Annotated in this window: 14 protein-coding genes; 6 read left to right on the top strand and 8 right to left on the bottom strand. The window is 75.1% G+C overall.

The annotated features are described in order from the left end of the window. Nucleotides 1-29 precede the first annotated feature (29 nt). The 3 genes from Q1A09_RS10255 to Q1A09_RS10245 form a co-directional block, all read right to left on the bottom strand. Complete coding sequence (locus Q1A09_RS10255) at nucleotides 30-1,187, bottom strand: glycerophosphodiester phosphodiesterase (RefSeq protein ID WP_299954319.1); 1,158 nt, start codon at nucleotides 1,185-1,187, stop codon at nucleotides 30-32. 203 nt (nucleotides 1,188-1,390) lie between these two features. Next, nucleotides 1,391-2,155, bottom strand: a complete 765-nt coding sequence (locus Q1A09_RS10250) for a crotonase/enoyl-CoA hydratase family protein (protein ID WP_299954317.1) — start codon at nucleotides 2,153-2,155, stop codon at nucleotides 1,391-1,393. Between the two features lie 66 nt (nucleotides 2,156-2,221). Continuing rightward, nucleotides 2,222-3,073, bottom strand: coding sequence for a patatin-like phospholipase family protein (locus Q1A09_RS10245; protein WP_299954314.1), 852 nt, complete (start codon nucleotides 3,071-3,073; stop codon nucleotides 2,222-2,224). A gap of 93 nt (nucleotides 3,074-3,166) precedes the next feature. Here Q1A09_RS10245 and Q1A09_RS10240 point away from each other — a divergent pair, with 93 nt between their 5' ends. Next, entirely contained in the window at nucleotides 3,167-4,918 is a 1,752-nt protein-coding gene (locus Q1A09_RS10240) for a class I adenylate-forming enzyme family protein (protein WP_299954312.1), read from the top strand. Here the strand turns inward: Q1A09_RS10240 and Q1A09_RS10235 are convergent. Beyond that, entirely contained in the window at nucleotides 4,866-6,947 is a 2,082-nt protein-coding gene (locus Q1A09_RS10235) for an MMPL family transporter (protein WP_299954310.1), read from the bottom strand. The two genes, Q1A09_RS10240 and Q1A09_RS10235, sit on opposite strands and share 53 nt — an antisense overlap. Before the next feature lie 66 nt (nucleotides 6,948-7,013). Here Q1A09_RS10235 and Q1A09_RS10230 point away from each other — a divergent pair, with 66 nt between their 5' ends. Then, nucleotides 7,014-7,508, top strand: coding sequence for a MarR family winged helix-turn-helix transcriptional regulator (locus Q1A09_RS10230; RefSeq protein WP_299954307.1), 495 nt, complete (start codon nucleotides 7,014-7,016; stop codon nucleotides 7,506-7,508). A gap of 73 nt (nucleotides 7,509-7,581) precedes the next feature. Further along, nucleotides 7,582-8,610 carry a TrkA family potassium uptake protein gene (locus Q1A09_RS10225; protein WP_299954304.1) on the top strand — a complete coding sequence of 343 codons (1,029 nt, stop codon included), beginning with the start codon at nucleotides 7,582-7,584 and terminating at the stop codon, nucleotides 8,608-8,610. A 29-nt stretch (nucleotides 8,611-8,639) separates the two neighbouring features. On the opposite strand, the gene Q1A09_RS10220 is transcribed toward Q1A09_RS10225, so the two are convergent. Genes Q1A09_RS10220 through Q1A09_RS10210 form a run of 3 tightly spaced genes read right to left on the bottom strand, consistent with a single transcriptional unit; the run spans nucleotide 8,640 to nucleotide 10,296 of the window. Further along, complete coding sequence (locus tag Q1A09_RS10220) at nucleotides 8,640-8,816, bottom strand: DUF1059 domain-containing protein (RefSeq protein ID WP_299954301.1); 177 nt, start codon at nucleotides 8,814-8,816, stop codon at nucleotides 8,640-8,642. Beyond that, nucleotides 8,813-9,010, bottom strand: a complete 198-nt coding sequence (locus tag Q1A09_RS10215) for a DUF1059 domain-containing protein (protein ID WP_299954299.1) — start codon at nucleotides 9,008-9,010, stop codon at nucleotides 8,813-8,815. Before Q1A09_RS10215 ends, Q1A09_RS10220 begins: the two co-directional genes overlap by 4 nt. Next, nucleotides 9,007-10,296, bottom strand: coding sequence for an EAL domain-containing protein (locus Q1A09_RS10210; protein WP_299954296.1), 1,290 nt, complete (start codon nucleotides 10,294-10,296; stop codon nucleotides 9,007-9,009). Before Q1A09_RS10210 ends, Q1A09_RS10215 begins: the two co-directional genes overlap by 4 nt. Nucleotides 10,297-10,472: 176 nt before the next feature. Here Q1A09_RS10210 and Q1A09_RS10205 point away from each other — a divergent pair, with 176 nt between their 5' ends. The 3 genes from Q1A09_RS10205 to Q1A09_RS10195 all read left to right on the top strand — a co-directional run bounded on the left by Q1A09_RS10205 (nucleotide 10,473) and on the right by Q1A09_RS10195 (nucleotide 14,122). Beyond that, nucleotides 10,473-11,837 (top strand): APC family permease, encoded by a 1,365-nt coding sequence (locus tag Q1A09_RS10205; protein ID WP_299954294.1) that lies wholly within the window; start codon nucleotides 10,473-10,475, stop codon nucleotides 11,835-11,837. A gap of 111 nt (nucleotides 11,838-11,948) precedes the next feature. Next, complete coding sequence (locus Q1A09_RS10200) at nucleotides 11,949-13,448, top strand: MGH1-like glycoside hydrolase domain-containing protein (RefSeq protein ID WP_299954292.1); 1,500 nt, start codon at nucleotides 11,949-11,951, stop codon at nucleotides 13,446-13,448. A 119-nt stretch (nucleotides 13,449-13,567) separates the two neighbouring features. Beyond that, nucleotides 13,568-14,122, top strand: coding sequence for a superoxide dismutase family protein (locus Q1A09_RS10195; protein ID WP_299954290.1), 555 nt, complete (start codon nucleotides 13,568-13,570; stop codon nucleotides 14,120-14,122). A gap of 51 nt (nucleotides 14,123-14,173) precedes the next feature. Here Q1A09_RS10195 and Q1A09_RS10190 read toward each other — a convergent pair whose 3' ends face one another. Continuing rightward, the gene (locus Q1A09_RS10190; protein WP_299954288.1) at nucleotides 14,174-15,175 is read right to left on the bottom strand and encodes an aldo/keto reductase family protein; all 1,002 of its coding nucleotides are present in this window, start codon (nucleotides 15,173-15,175) and stop codon (nucleotides 14,174-14,176) included. Nucleotides 15,176-15,238 lie beyond the last annotated feature (63 nt).

The following is a 15,238-nucleotide window of genomic DNA, read 5'->3' as shown; positions in this document are numbered from 1 at the left end:
GCGGGACGGCGTCCCACCCCCGTCCGGTGTCAGGCGGCGGGGGCCAGGGCCGGGTCCAGGAAGAGGTCGCGGGTGAGGACGCCGGTGTCGGGGTTGTCGGTGAAGATGCCGTCCACGCCGGCCGCCCAGAAGGCCAGCTGCTCCTCGATCGCCCGCCCGTAGGCCGCCGGGTCGGTGCCCTCGTCTAGGTCGGCGGGCAGGAAGGCGTTCTCGTTGCGGAACGTGTACGGGTGCACCAGCAGGTCGACCGCGTGGGCGTCGGCCACGAAGGACGTCGGCTCGCCCAGCGTGCCGTCGGCCGCGAGCGGGATGACCTGCGCCTTCTCCGGGCCCACCCCGTCGGCGTACTCGGCGATCCCGGCCAGGCCGGCCGCGGTGGAGAGGTCGGCGTAGGTGCGCGGGTCACCGGCGGCGACCAGGTCGGCCGGGGCACCGCTGGCCGACAGCAGCTGAACCAGCGGCACCCGCACCCGGGCGGCGTCCAGCTCGCGCAGGTTCGCCGTCTCGAAGGACTGCAGGAACACCGGCGAGTTGCGCCGGTCCAGCCGCGCCTCGCGCAGGTCGGCCAGCAGCGGCTCCTCCAGCGAGAGCCCGACACCGTCGAAGTAGGTGGGGTGCTTGGTCTCGATGTAGGCCCCCACGTCGCGGCGCAGCTCCCGGCTGAGGTCGGTGCGCAGCTCCAGGAACTCGTCCAGGGTCGGGACGGCGAACAGCCCGTCGTAGAGGGTGTTCTCCTCGCGCAGCTCCGGCAGCCGCTCGACCGCCCGCAGCGTCTTCAGCTCGGCGAGGGTGAAGTCCTCGGTGAACCAGCCGGTCAGCTCGACGCCGTCCACGGTCTTCGTCGTGCGCCGGTCGGCGAACTCGGGGTGGTCGGCGACGTCGGTGGTACCGGAGATCTCGTTCTCGTGCCGGCAGACCAGCACGTGGTCGGCGGTGCTGACCACGTCGCACTCGACGTAGTCGGCGCCCATCCGGGCCGCCAGCTCGTAGGAGGCCAGGGTGTGCTCCGGGCGGTAGCCGGAGGCCCCGCGGTGGCCGATGACCAGCAGGTCCTCGGCGTCGGCGCCGTCGTGCCCCCCGCCGCCGCGCGGCGGCGTCGCCGAGGACGTCGGGGCGAGGACCAGCGACAGCAGGACGGCGAGCAGGGCGGTCAGCGCAGCAGCGGACAGCCGGGACGTACGGCTCATCGGTTCCCCTCCGGGCTCGGACGGCGACCCTCGCCGACGGCCCGCCCACCCAGCACACTGCGGCCTCAGCCGGCGCACAGGCAAGGCCCGGCGAACAACGGGTGAAGCCGACGGCGGTCCCCGGCGCGTCGCGCCGGCCGCGCGGGACGGCCACCGAGTGACAGCTCAGCGGGCTCCCGACGCGGAGAGAGCCCGCTGAGCTGTCACTCGCCGCGCCAGACCGGGGGGCGCTTCTCGGCGAAGGCGCGGGCGCCCTCCTGGGCGTCGGCCGAGCCGAAGACCCGGTCGGCCAGTTCCTGCTGGGCGGCCAGTGCGGCCCGGTCGGTCCAGCCGACGGAGCCGGCGATCAGCTGCTTGCTGGCCCGCACCCCGAGCGGTCCGTTGACCGCGATCCGGGCGGCCAGCTCGCGCGCCCCGGCCAGCGCGCCGCCGGGCTCGGTGAGGGTGTTGACCAGGCCGAACCGGTGCGCCTCCTCGGCGGTGAGCGGGTCGCCGGTCAGCGCCATCTCCATCGCCCGCTGGTAGGGCAGCGCCTTGGCCAGCCGCAGCACCCCGCCGCCGGCGGCGAACAGCCCGCGCTTGACCTCGGGGAGGCCGAACCGGGCGTCGCGGGCGGCCACCACCAGGTCGGCGGTCAGCGCGAGCTCGCAGCCCCCGGCCAGCGCCCAGCCCTCCACCGCGGCGATCAGCGGCTTGACCGGCGGCGCCTCGGTGAGGCCGGCGAACCCGCGGCCCTCGATCCGCGGGCGCTCACCGCGGGAGAAGGCCTTGAGGTCCATCCCGGCGCAGAAGGTGCCCCCGGCGCCGGTGAGCACCAGCACGGCCACGTCGTCCCGGGCATCGAGGGAGTCCACGGCGGCGGCCAGCGCCTGCGTCGTCGCCAGGTCGACGGCGTTCTTCGCCTCGGGGCGGTTGAGGGTGAGCACCCCCACCCCGTCGGCCACCTCGGTCAGCACGGGTGCGGTCATCGCAGGTCCCCTCTCCGTCGAGTGGTGCGGTGCCCTGCGCGCCCGGACGGCGCAGAGCCCAGCGGCTCAGCCCTGCCAGACCTCGGCGACCCGGGCGGCCACGCTCGCCGCCTGTGCCCGCCCGGCCCGGGCGGAGGGCTCGCGGGCGGCCGGGTCGAGCACGTTCTTGCCGATCGCGCGCTGGCTCGCCTGGTCCGGTGAGACGACGGCGACCCGGCTGACCAGCCCGGTGACCTGGGCGTCGACGCTGGTCATCGGCCCCATCCCGCGGGGCAGCGGGGCGATGACCACGATCCGGTCGGCGTCGGCGGCCAGGTCTGCGTTGGCCGGGGAGCGCATGCCGCCGTCCATGTACCGGTGCCCGTCGATGGTCACCGGCGGGTAGACCCCGGGGACGGCGCAGCTGGCGCCCACCGCGGCCACCAGGTCGACGCCGGAGGACCGGGTGAAGGTGGTGAACTCCCCGCTCTCGGCGTCCACGGCGGTGATCTTCAGCGGCCGGGGAGACCACTGCGCGTCGGGCAGCCGGGAGGCGATGGCGGCCCGGCGCTCGTCCTCGGGAGGGGTCTTGCCGCTGTCGGCCGCGCGGCGGGCCAGCTCGCCGATGCGGCGGCGGAAGGCGGCGTCGTCCCGGCGGGCGAGCAGCATCGCCAGCCCGTAGCGGGCCAGCGTGCTGCGGCCCAGCCGGGCGACGCGCTCGGCCCCGGCGGGCTCGAGCTGCCGGGCGTAGAGCTGCTCGACGTCCGTGCCGCTGCGCAGCTGGGCGCCGACCACCGACCCGGCCGAGGTGCCGACGACGAGGTCGGCGCTGGTCAGGTCGATGCCGGCCTCGGCCAGACCGGCGATGAGCCCGATCTCCCAGGCGATGCCGGTGATGCCGCCGCCGCCGAGGACCAGGGCCGTGCGCTGGGGGCTCATCCGGCCATCCTGACGCACGCCCGGTCACTCGACGCAGGGGGTGACGTAGGCCACGCTGGGGGCTCGGCAACGACGCCGACGGGGAGGACGACGATGACCGCGACGCAGACCCCCAGCACCACCCGGCCGTCGAGCTGGCCGCCGGCGCTGCCGCGCTCGCTGAGCTACCCGGACGTGCGGGTCGGGTCGGTGCTGCGCGCGGCGGTGCGCCGCTGGGGGGACCGCACCGCCTTCGTGCACCACGACGTGGAGCTCTCCTTCACCGAGCTGGGCCGCCGGGCGCACGCGGTCGCCGGCGGGCTCGCCGCGCGTGGCATCGGCCGGGGCGACGTGGTCGCCGTGCACCTGCCCAACTGCCTGCAGTACCCGGCCGTCTACTACGGCGTGCTGCTGACCGGGGCGACCTTCTCCCCCACCAACCCGCTGCTGCCCCCGGCCGCGCTGGCGCACCAGCTCGCCGACGCCGGCGCCCGCGCGCTGGTCACCTGGGAGCCGGTGCTGCCCGCCGTCCGGGTGGCGCTGCCGGCCACGGGTGTGCAGACCGTGGTGGTCACCGGTCCGCAGCAGGTCTCCGACCCGGCCGCCCCGGTCGACCTGACCGACCTGCCCGGCGCCGTCTCGCTCGCCGACCTGCTGGCCGCCGACCCCGCCGACGCACACCGGGACGCCGACGTGGACCCGGCGCAGGACCTGGCCCACCTCGCCTACACCGGCGGCACCACCGGGGTGAGCAAGGGCGTCGAGCTGCCGCACCGGGCGGTGGTCACCAACGTGCTGCAGGCGGCGTGCTTCAGCTCCGGCTCGGTGCCGGTGCTCGACGACGACGGCGATGTCACCCTCGACCAGGTGGGCAGCGCCGCCGAGCACCCCACCCGGCTGGGCACCGCCACGCTGATCAACCTGACCCCGTGGTTCCACGCCATGGGCGTGATCGGCTACCTCAACGGCCAGGTGATGGCCGGCGCGACCGTGGTCGTGCACGACCGGTTCGACCCGGCGCACTACCTGGCCGACGCCGTCCGGTACCGGGTGACCAGCATCGGCGGCGCCCCGCCGGTCTTCGTCGCGCTGCTGCAGGTGCCCGGCATCGCCGAGGCCGACCTGTCCAGCGTGCGCGGCTTCGCCAGCGGTGCCGCCCCGCTGCCGGTGCCGCTGATCGAGCGGATGCGGGCGCTGGCGCCCGGCGCGGTGATCGCCGAGGGCTACGGGCTGACCGAGGTGACCATGCAGGCCACCGGCAACCCGCCGCACACCTCCGGGCTGCGCAAGCCGGGCACGGTGGGCGTCCCGCTGCCGGACACGGAGGTGTCCATCCGGCCACTCGGCGGGGGTGACCCGCTGCCGGCCGGCGAGCGCGGCGAGGTCTGCATCCGCGGGCCGCAGGTGATGCGCGGCTACGCCGGACGGCCGGACGCCACCGCGGAGGCCATCGACCCCGACGGCTGGTTCTCCACCGGGGACATCGGGGTGCTCGACGCCGACGGCTACCTGGCGATCGTCGACCGCACCAAGGACATGCTGCTCTACAAGGGCTACAACGTGTTCCCCCGCGAGCTGGAGGAGCTGCTGTTCGGCACCGCCGGGGTGGCGGCTGCGGCGGTGGTCGGCCGGCCCGACCCGGAGGCCGGCGAGCTGCCGGTGGCCTACGTGGTGCGCCGGGCCGACGACGCCGGCGCCGCGCTGACCGCCGAGACCGTCATGGCCGGGGTCAACCAGCAGGTCGCCCCGTACCAGCGGCTGCGGGACGTCGTCTTCGTCGACGCCCTGCCGGTGTCGCCGGCCGGCAAGGTGCTCAAGCGGGAGTTGAGCGCCCGCGAACGAGCCGGCGCGGCCACCACCAGTTGACGTCACCGAACAGCGCGACCAGCGCCGGGGTGAGCACCCCGCGCACGACGGTGGCGTCCAGCAGGATGCCCAGCGCCAGCGTGGTGGCGAAGATCTTCACGTCGACCACCGGCACGGTGGAGAGCGCCACGAAGGCGAGGAAGAGGATCAGCGCCGCGGAGGTGACCAGCCGGCCGGTGTACCCGACGCCGTGCACGGTCGCCTCGTCGGTGGTCATGCCGGCGTCCCTGCCCTCCCGGATGCGGGACAGGATGAACACCTCGTAGTCCATCGACAGCCCGAACAGGAACGAGAAGGCGGCCACCGGCACCCAGAAGGTGAGCGTGCCGGTGGCGGTGGCGCCGAACAGCAGGTCGGTCAGGTGCCCCTCCTGCCAGATCCACACGGTCATCCCGTAGGCGGCAGCGATGGAGACCACGTTGAGCAGCAGCGCCTTCACCGGCAGCCAGATCGACCGCAGGGCCGGGGCGAGCAGCGCGAAGGTGATGACGACGACCAGCGGCAGCACCCACCACGCGTTGCCGTAGATCGCCTGCACCGAGTCCGCGTCGCCGGCAGCCGTGCCGCCGACCCGGGCGCCGTCCAGCCCGTCGGCGGCCTCGCGCACCGCGGTGAGCGCCTCCCGCCCGGCGGTGGACGACGGGTCCTCGGCCAGGACGACGTCCACCACCCCGGCGCCGCCGCCCTGCCACGCCTCACCCGCGGGCGCCAGCACCCCGGCCACCCCCTCGACCGCCGCGAGCTGCTCGACGGCGGCGGCCCGGTCGTCGGTGAGCACCTCGACCGGGCGGGCCAGCCCAGCGGGCAGGCCGTCCGCGGTGAGCCGCTGGAACGCGGTCGCCGCCGGGGACGAGCCGGTGGCGGTCGCCGACACCTCGGGACTGCCCAGCCGGATGCCCAGCACCGGCGAGGCGAGCAGCAGGAGCACCCCGGTCGCCAGCAGTGCGGAGATCCAGCGGTGCCGCACCACCGTCGTCCCGATCCGGTGCCAGGTGCGGCTCTCCGCACCGCGCGGACGGCGGCGGGGCCACTCGAGGCGTCGCCCGGCCGAGGCCAGCAGCACCGGCAGCAGGGTGAGGGCGACGAGCACGCTGACCAGCGGGATGAACAGCCCGCCGAACCCGACCGTGCGCAGGAACGGCAGCGGCAGCACCACCAGCGACAGCAGCGAGATCGCCACGGTGACCCCGCTGAACACCACGGCACGGCCGGCGGTGGTCATCGCGGTGCGCACCGCGGTCAGGTCATCGGCGCCGGCGGCGCGCTCCTCGCGCCAGCGCATCACCACCAGCAGCGAGTAGTCGATGGCCACGCCCAGCCCGATCAGCCCGACCAGGTACTGCACGATGAAGCTGACGTCGGTGACCGTGGTCAGCGCGAGCACGAGCAGGAACGTGGTGGTGATCGCGACGGCGGCGACCAGCAGCGGCACCAGCGCGAGCAGCGAGCCGAACACCAGCGCCAGGACGACGATCGCCCCGCCGGCCCCGAGGGCGATCTCCACGATGATCGGCCGCTCGTCGCCGCCACCCTCGGCGAGCACCGGGGTGCCGGTCACCACCGGCTCGGCCCCGGCCACGGTCACCCCCTGCAGCGCCCCCTCCAGCTGGGGCAACGCGGCGGCGTAGGGCGCGGGGCCCTCGACGGCCGGTGGCCAGACCAGCGCGACCGCGGTGCCGTCGGCGGCCAGCACGTCGGCGCCGGGGGTGTCGTCGAACGGTGTGGCAACCCGCCAGCCCGGCTGGCGCAGCCGCTCGAAGGCGGCGGTGAGCTCGGGCCGGGCCTCCGCGACGGTGGCACCCTCGGGCAGCGCGACGGTGACCACCAGCGGGTCGACGCCCCCGCCCGTACCGACTGCCTCGACGATCGCCTGGTTCGCCTCGTAGGCGGGCTGGCCGGGGGTGGAGAAGTCGAAGCCCAGCCGGTCGATGGTGGTAGGCGCCAGCACGCCACCCACGACGGCGACCGCCAGCCAGCCCAGCACCACCAGCCGGCGGTGCGCGAGCACCCAGTCGGTCAGCCGCCCCACGTCCGTCCCCCTCCAGCGCGGGCATCAGGAGACTGATGCTTCTCCGGCACCCTACGGTGTCCCTCCGTGGAGCACCCAACGGACGGAGGCGGGCAGGAACCGCCGCTGCCCGGCTGGCTGGCCGCGGGCCCGACCGGGATCACCGCCTACGCCCTGGCCCGGGCCGGCGCGGAGATGAACGCCGCCTTCGCCCGCCGGCTGGCCACCGTGGGGCTGCGCCCGCACACCTTCTTCGTCCTGGTGCACCTGGCCCGGGAGCCGGCCCTCACCTCCGCCGAGCTGGCCCGCCGGCTGGCGATGACCCCGCAGAGCATGTCCGCCCTGCTGCACGGCCTCGCCGACGCCGGCTGGGTCGACCGGCCGGCCGGCGCCCGCCGCGGCCAGCGCGTCGACGTCCGGCTCACCGCCGCCGGCCGGCAGGCCCTGGAGGCGGCCGGCCCGGTGCTGGCCGAGCTCGGCCGGCCGGAGGCGATCGGGCTGACCGCCGAGGAGGGCGCCACCCTGCACGCGCTGCTCGACCGGGTGCTGCGCACCCTGGCCACACCCCCCGAGGGCGGATGAGCGGCCGGTCGGCCCCGCCCCGCCGCGGTCGGGCGGCTATCGTCCCGCCGGTGACGGGAGACCGGCCGGGCCGATGAACGACGACCACAGCGGCGTCCACCTGCCGCACACCGAGGAGTCCCCCGCCCGCCAGGTCTGGCGGCGGGTCGTGATCGCCGCCGTGGTGCTCATCGCCACCGTGCTGATCGTCTACCTCGACCGGGACGGCTACCGGGACGCCAACGGTGGCGGTGAGATCAGCCTGCTGGACGCCACGTACTACGCCACCGTCACCCTCTCCACCACCGGCTACGGCGACATCGTGCCGGTGGAACCGGGGGCGCGACTGGTCAACATCCTGGTGATCACGCCCCTGCGGGTCACCTTCCTGCTCATCCTCATCGGGACGACCCTGGAGGCGCTGACCGCGCGCTCCCGGGAGGAGTTCCGGATCCGACGCTGGAGGTCTCGCGTGCGCCAGCACGTCGTCGTGTGCGGCTACGGCACCAAGGGCCGCAGCGCGATCCGCGCCCTGCTCAGCACCGGTACCGACGCCGAGCACATCCTCGTCGTCGACCCCGACCCGCGGGCCATCGAGGAGGCCACCTCGGCCGGCTTCACCGGCGTGCTCGGCGACGCAGGGCGCACCGACGTCCTCCGCCGCACCTCGGTGGAGAAGGCCCGGGCCGTGATCGTCGCCGCCGACCGGGACGACGCCTCGGTGCTGATCACCCTCACCGTGCGCCAGCTCAACCCGACGGTGCCGATCACCGCCAGCGTGCGCGAGGAGGAGAACGCCAGCCTGCTCCGCCAGTCCGGCGCCGACTCGGTGATCACCTCCTCGGCGACGTCCGGGCGGCTGCTGGGCCTGTCCACCGACCAGCCCGGCGTCGTGGCCGTCGTGGAGGACCTGCTGACCAGCGGGCGGGGCCTGGACCTGCAGCAGCGCACGGTCACCCCGTCGGAGGTGGGGCTGGGGCCGCGTCAGCTGCGCGACGTGGTGCTCTCCGTGGCCCGCGGCGGGCGCACGCTGCGCTTCGACGACCCGCTCATCGGCACGCTGCAGAGCGAGGACGTGCTCGTCGTCGTCAAGGCGCACCGCTCCTCCGTCGACCACGGCTGAGCCGGCCGGTCGACCGGGCGGGAGCGCGCTCAGGCGTCCCGGATGGCCGCGGACACCGCGACGTCCACCGCGGGCATGTCCGGCTCGGCCTTGCCGTGCGCGTGCGCGGCGTGCAGCCGGCCGTGCGCGAGCAGCTCGGCGACGGTCGGGGCGCGGAAGCCCGCTCCGCACCCGGGGACGACGTCGGCGCAGTCGAACTGCTTCACGCCGCGGCCACCGGGGTGACGTCCCGGATCAGCGACCGGACGGCCGCCTCGATCTCGGGGGTGTAGTCCTCGCCGTGCAGGTCGTGGTGGATCGCGGCGTGCACCCGGCCGAGGGCGATGATCTCGTCGGCGGTGGCGGCGCGGAAACTGCCGACGCAGCCAGGGACGAGGTCGGCACAGTCGAACTGCTTCATCGGGGCGCTCCTGGGGTGAGTGCCGGCTCGGCGGGAGCCGGACCGGGGGTGGCGTGGGAGGTCACGAGCTCGGTGCCCGCGCCGCTGTAGAGCTCGGCCAGGCGGAGGGTCATCCGCTCGGGACGGACGAGACCGAGCAGCCGGCCGGTCTCGTCGACGCACAGCACCGGGTCGAACCGGCGGGCCGCGACCCGGGTCATCGCCCGGGTGATCACCTCGACCAGCTGCGCGGCGGGCCGCACCCGCAGGCTCACCGGCACCAGCTGCACGTCGGTGCCGGCCTCGGTGTCGCGCTGGCCGGGGCGCACCAGGTACACCGGGCAGCCCAGGTCGTCCACCGCGACCACCAGGTCCAGGCCCGGGTCGGCGGCGAGCAGGCGGGCGGCCGCGGTCAGCGCCGCGGGGTCGCCGGCCGGGTCGCCGGAGCGCACCGTGGGTGCGACCTCGACCAGGGCGGCCACCTGGTCGGCGGCGGCGCTGCGGGCGGCCATCGCCTGCAGCTGCGCGGAGACCCCGGGGCGCAGGGCGGGCCAGCCCGGCCCGGGCTCGGCCAGCAGGTACCCCTGGGCCAGCGGGACGCCGAGCCGGACGAAGGCCTCCAGCTCCTCCACCCGCTCGATGCCCTCCACCAGCAGCCAGGCGTCCAGCCGGCCGGCGTAGGTGCCCAGCAGCTCGGCCAGGGCCAGCTTCGCCTCGTCCCGGTCGGCGTGGTCGACCAGCGCGCGGTCCAGCTTCACGAAGTCCGGGCGCAGCCGGGCCAGCTGCTGCAGCCCGGAGTAGCCCGAGCCCGCGTCGTCCAGGGCGACGGCCGCCCCGACGCTGCGCAGCCGGTCGAGCAGGGCGATCAGCGGCCCGGCGTCCTCCACGGCCACGTGTTCGGTGAGCTCGAGCACGAGACCGGTGAGGTCGTCGGCGGCCAGCAGGACGCCGGCCAGCTCGGGCTCGGTGAGCAGGTGCGGGCTGACGTTGACGCTGAGGAAGCGGTGCTGGGGCAGCTCGGCGCGGGCGACCAGCGCGGCGGCGACCACGCGGGCCTCCAGCCGGGCGCCCAGGCCCAGCGTGTCGGCCATGGCGAACCACCGGTCCGGGCCGCACCCGGGGGGCCCGTCGAACCGCGACAGCGCCTCGTACCCGGCCACCACCCCGCGGCGCAGGTCGACGATCGGCTGGAACACCAGCCGCGGCTGGGCAGGGTCGGCGAGGACGGCGTCGAGCGCGGCGGCCCACCCGCCGTCCGGCACCTGCGCCGATCCTCCCCCGACGACGTCGCCGGCTCCTGCCACCACGTCCGCCCCTCCCTGTCCTCGGCGGCCACCACGCCCGTCCGTGGACGCGTGGCCGTCGTGCTCACCCTGCCCAGCGATGATCGGCAGCGGGAGGTGATCGGTTGAGCGGGTCACCCGGGAGGGGCACGTACGCCGCTGCGGTTGCCGCCCCGGGGACCCCACCTGAGACTCGGCCGGTGGACCAGCACGAACAGCAGACCAGCGCCCCCGCGGGCGAGGACACCGCACTGCGCCGGGCGGTGAGCGGCAAGCTGCTCTACCTGTTCATCCTGGGCGACGTGCTGGGCGCGGGCATCTACGCGCTGGTCGGGGAGATCGCCGGTGAGGTCGGCGGGGCGCTGTGGGTGCCGCTGCTGGTCGCCCTCGGGCTGGCGATGCTCACCGCGGCCTCCTACGCCGAGCTGGTCACCAAGTACCCGCGGGCCGGTGGCTCGGCGGTCTTCGCCGAGCGTGCCTTCCGCCGTCCGGTGGTGTCGTTCCTGGTCGGCTACTGCATGCTCGCCGCGGGCGTCACCAGCGCCGCGGGCCTGTCGCTGGCCTTCGCCGGCGACTACCTCGGCGTGTTCCTCGACGTCCCGGCCGTGCCCGCTGCCCTCGTCTTCCTCCTGCTGGTCGCGCTGCTGAACGCCCGGGGCATCCAGGAGTCGGTGCGGGCCAACGTGGCGATGACCGTGGTCGAGGTGTCCGGTCTGGTGCTGGTCGTCGTGCTCGGGGCGATCGTGTTCGGCCGCGGCGACGGCGACCCCGGCCGGGTGGTCGAGTTCCCGGAGGGCGTCTCGGCGGGCTCGGCGGTGCTGGCCGCGGCGATCCTGGCCTACTACTCCTTCGTCGGCTTCGAGACCTCGGCCAACGTCGCCGAGGAGGTGCGCGACGTGCGCCGGGTCTACCCGCGGGCGCTGTTCGGTGCGCTGCTGACCGCCGGCGTGGTCTACGTGCTCGTCGGGCTGGCGGCCTCGATCGTGCTGCCCGCCGACGAGCTGGCCGCCTCCTCCGGCCCGCTGCTGGCGGTGGTGCAGGCGACCGGGATCGGCGTCCCCGACCAGCTCTTCAGCGCCATCGCGCTGGTCGCCGTGGCCAACGGCGCGCTGCTGACGATGATCATGGCCAGCCGGATGGTGTTCGGCCTGGCCGAGCAGCGGCTGCTGCCGCCGGTGCTGGGCCGGGTGCTGCCGGGCCGGCGGACGCCGTGGGTGGCGATCGCGGTGACCACCGCGGTGGCCATGGCGCTCACCCTGATCGGCGACCTCGGCGCGCTGGCCAACATCGTCGTCCTGCTGCTCCTGCTGGTTTTCCTCAGCACCAACGTCGCGGTGCTCGTGCTGCGCCGCGACCGGGTGGCCGAGGAGCACTTCACCGCGCCCGTGGTGCTGCCGGTGCTCGCCATCGGCTCCTGCCTGCTGCTGCTGTGGCAGCAGGAGGCCACCACCTGGCTGCGGGCCGGGCTGATGCTGGCCGTCGGGGTGGTGCTGTACCTGCTCGCCCAGGCCCCGTGGTGGGGTGGGGCGCGCACCCGGGAGAGCGAGCCGGCCGTACGGGGGTGACACTCGGGAGCGGGTCGACCCCCGGTGCGTGACGTTCTGGTGAACTCGCACCCGTCACCCCCGGGTCCCGGGTGAGGATGCCGACGACCGGCGAGAGGAACGGACCTGCAGATGACCGTGTCCCAACCGAGTGCGGTGGAGATCGGGCTGATGTCCGGCCGTGCCGGCTACGTCCTGCGGGCCAACGACCGGGGCGCGTTCACCGTCGCCTCGCCCACGCTCTACCCGCACATGTGGAGCTGGGACGCCGGCTTCGTCGCGCTCGGCATCGCGACCGTGTCGGTGCCCCGCGCACTGGCCGAGCTGCGCAGCCTGCTGTCCGGGCAGTGGGCGACCGGGATGATCCCGCACATCCTGTTCCACTCCCCCAGCGACTACTTCCCCGGCCCGGAGCGGTGGCGCACCCAGGTGGCCGCGGCCCGCCCGGCCGGGGTGGCCACGTCGGGCATCTGCCAGCCGCCGATCCACGTCATCGCGCTGTCCCGGATCCTGCACGACGCCCGCCGCAAGGGCGGCGCCGACCAGGAGCTGGCCGAGGAGTTCGTGCGGGAGACCTTCGACCAGTGGCTGGCCTGGCACTCCTACCTGGCGACCGCCCGCGACCCGTACTCCTACGGCCTGGTGGAGATCCACCACGGCTGGGAGTCGGGGATGGACGACTCTCCGCGCTGGGACGAGCCCTACGCCAACGTGCACCCGCAACCGGACATGCCCCCGTTCGTCCGCGCCGACCTGGCCCACGTCGCCGACCCCTCGCAACGGCCCACCGACGCCGAGTACGCCCGCTACCTGTGGCTGCTGGAGCAGAAGGTCCGGGCTCGCTACGACGACGCCGCCTACCGGGCCAGCGGCGACTTCGTGGTGGGCGACGTGCTGGTCTCCGCGCTGCTGGCCGCGGCCAGCGACCTGCTCGCCGACATGGGCGAGGAGCTGGGCATCGGCGGGGGCACCGCCGGGGGCGTCGAGCAGTCCCGGGCCATCGCGCGCCGGTTCCGCACCGGCGTGCTGCGCTCGGTGAACCCCGAGACCGGCCTGGCCCGCGACCTGGACCTGCGCACCGGCCGGTGGCTGGACGTGGAGAGCGCCGCCGGGTTCGCCCCGCTGCTGTGCGGCGGCGACGAGGCCCTCACCCGCCGGCAGCGCGACCTGCTGCTCGGCCCGCGGTGGTGCGGGCACTCGCGGCTGCGCTGGCCCGTCGTCCCCTCGGTCTCCCCCGCCTCGCCGGGGTTCCGGGAGCAGACCTACTGGCGCGGTCCGCAGTGGCCGGTGCTGAACTGGCTGATGGCCTGGGCGCTGAACCGGTCGGGCGAGCCGGAGGCGGCCAACCAGCTGCGGCTGGCCGGGCTCTCGCAGCTGATCGACTGCGACTTCGCCGAGTACTACCAGCCGGTGACCGGGGAGACCCTCGGCAGCCGGGACCAGTCCTGGACGGCGGCGATCGCGCTGGACTTCCTCGCCGCCCGGCGGCCCGCGCAGCGGCGGCCGGTGCGCTGGCTCACCAGCGAGCTGCCGCGGATCACCCCGGCGCAGGTGCAGCGGCACTCCGCGTCCGGGCGCCGCCCTCCGCCCAGCCGCGGGCCGGCCACCCTGCCGGAGAACCGCATCCCCTGACCGCGCCCTCGCGGCCTGCGGGGATGACGTGTTGGTGACACCCGGCGGTCGACGTGTCGCCGGGCGGCCACCCGGGCACCCCACGGCGGACCGGACATCACCCGCCGAGGAGCACCCACGTGAAGCGTTCCGCCGTCCTGCCCGCCGCCGCCCTCCTGCTCGCGCTCGCCGCCTGCGGGGACAACCCGACCGGCGCGGGCGGCAACTTCACCGCGGACGAGCCCGAGATCACCGAGCAGCCGGAGGTGCCGGTCGAGGAGACCGCCGACCTGCTCGACCCGGAGGGCACCCGGGTGGGCAACGTGACCTTCACCGACACCGGGACCGGGGCCGAGGTCGCCGTGCGGGCCAACGGCCTGCCGCCGGGCGACCACCCGCTCGAGCTGTACGGCACGGCCTCCTGCGAGGCGCCTGCCACCTCCGCCGACCCGACCGACATCGGCACCTGGACCGGGCTCGGCGACCCGCTGCCCGACACGGACCTGCCCGAACTCGTGGTCACCGAGGACGGGGTCGGTGAGCTCAGCTCGGCCGTGGACATCGAGCTGGCCGAGCTGCTCGACGAGGACGGCACGACCCTCATCGTCAGCGCCCTCTCGGCCGACCCGTCGGCGACCGCCGAGGCCGGCGCCGACGAGGTCACCGGCATCGCCTGCGCCGCCGTCACCGGCTGACCGCACGGCCGGGGTGGGCGGCCGGTGGGCCACCCACCCCGGCCCGGCCGTTCAGGGGCGCGGGTTCGGGCTCTTGGTCAGGGCCGGGTCGGTGTTGGCCACCGGGGCGAGCACCTCGTCGATCCGGCGCTTGACGTCGGCGTCGAGCCGGACGCCGGAGGCCTTGACGTTGTCGGTCACCTGCTCGGGCCGGCTGGCGCCGATGATCGCCGCGGCGACGTTCTCCTCCTGCAGCACCCAGGCCACCGCCAGGGTCGCCATGGACAGCCCCAGGTCATCGGCGATCGGCTTGAGCTCCTGCACCCGGGCGAGGACGTCGTCGTCCATCCAGCGGGCGATCATGCCCGCCCCGCCGCCCTTCTGATCGGTGGCCCGCGAGCCGGCCGGCGGCTCGGCACCGGGCTGGTACTTGCCGGTGAGCACGCCCTGGGCGATGGGCGAGAACACGATCTGGCTGATGCCCAGCTCACGGGAGGTCGGGATGACCTCGGCCTCGGGCACCCGGTGCAGCGCGGAGTACTGCGGCTGGTTGGACACCAGCGGGACCTTCAGCTCGTCGGCCAGCGCCTTGCCGGCGCGGATCTCCTCCGCCCGCCACTCCGAGACGCCGATGTAGAGCGCCTTCCCGCTGCGGACGACGTCGGCGAAGGCCTGCATCGTCTCCTCCAGCGGCGTCTCGTAGTCGAACCGGTGCGCCTGGTAGAGGTCGAGGTAGTCGGTGCCCAGCCGCGTCAGCGAGCCGTCGATCGACTCCAGCACGTGCTTGCGGGACAGGCCTCGGTCGTTCGCGCCCGGACCGGTCGGCCAGTAGACCTTGCTGAAGATCTCGATGCCGCTGCGCCGCTCGCCGGCCAGCGCCTTGCCCAGCACCGTCTCGGCCCGCCCCTCGGCGTAGACGTCGGCGGTGTCGAAGGTGGTGATGCCGGCGTCCAGCGCGGCACGCACGCACGCGGTGGCGGCCTCGGCCTCCACCTGCCCGCCGTGGGTGATCCAGTTGCCGTAGGTGATCTCGCTGATCTTGAGGCCGCTGCGGCCGAGGTGTCGGAACTCCATGGGGTGTTCCTACCGTCCGGTGAGCGCTCCCACGCCTGCGGGGAGGTACCGCCTGCCCGGCGC

The organism is uncultured Modestobacter sp., from assembly GCF_947486615.1.
GTDB lineage: Bacteria > Actinomycetota > Actinomycetes > Mycobacteriales > Geodermatophilaceae > Modestobacter.
The sequence above is the reverse complement of the archived record's forward strand: the minus strand, read 5'-3'. Positions and strand labels throughout refer to the sequence as shown.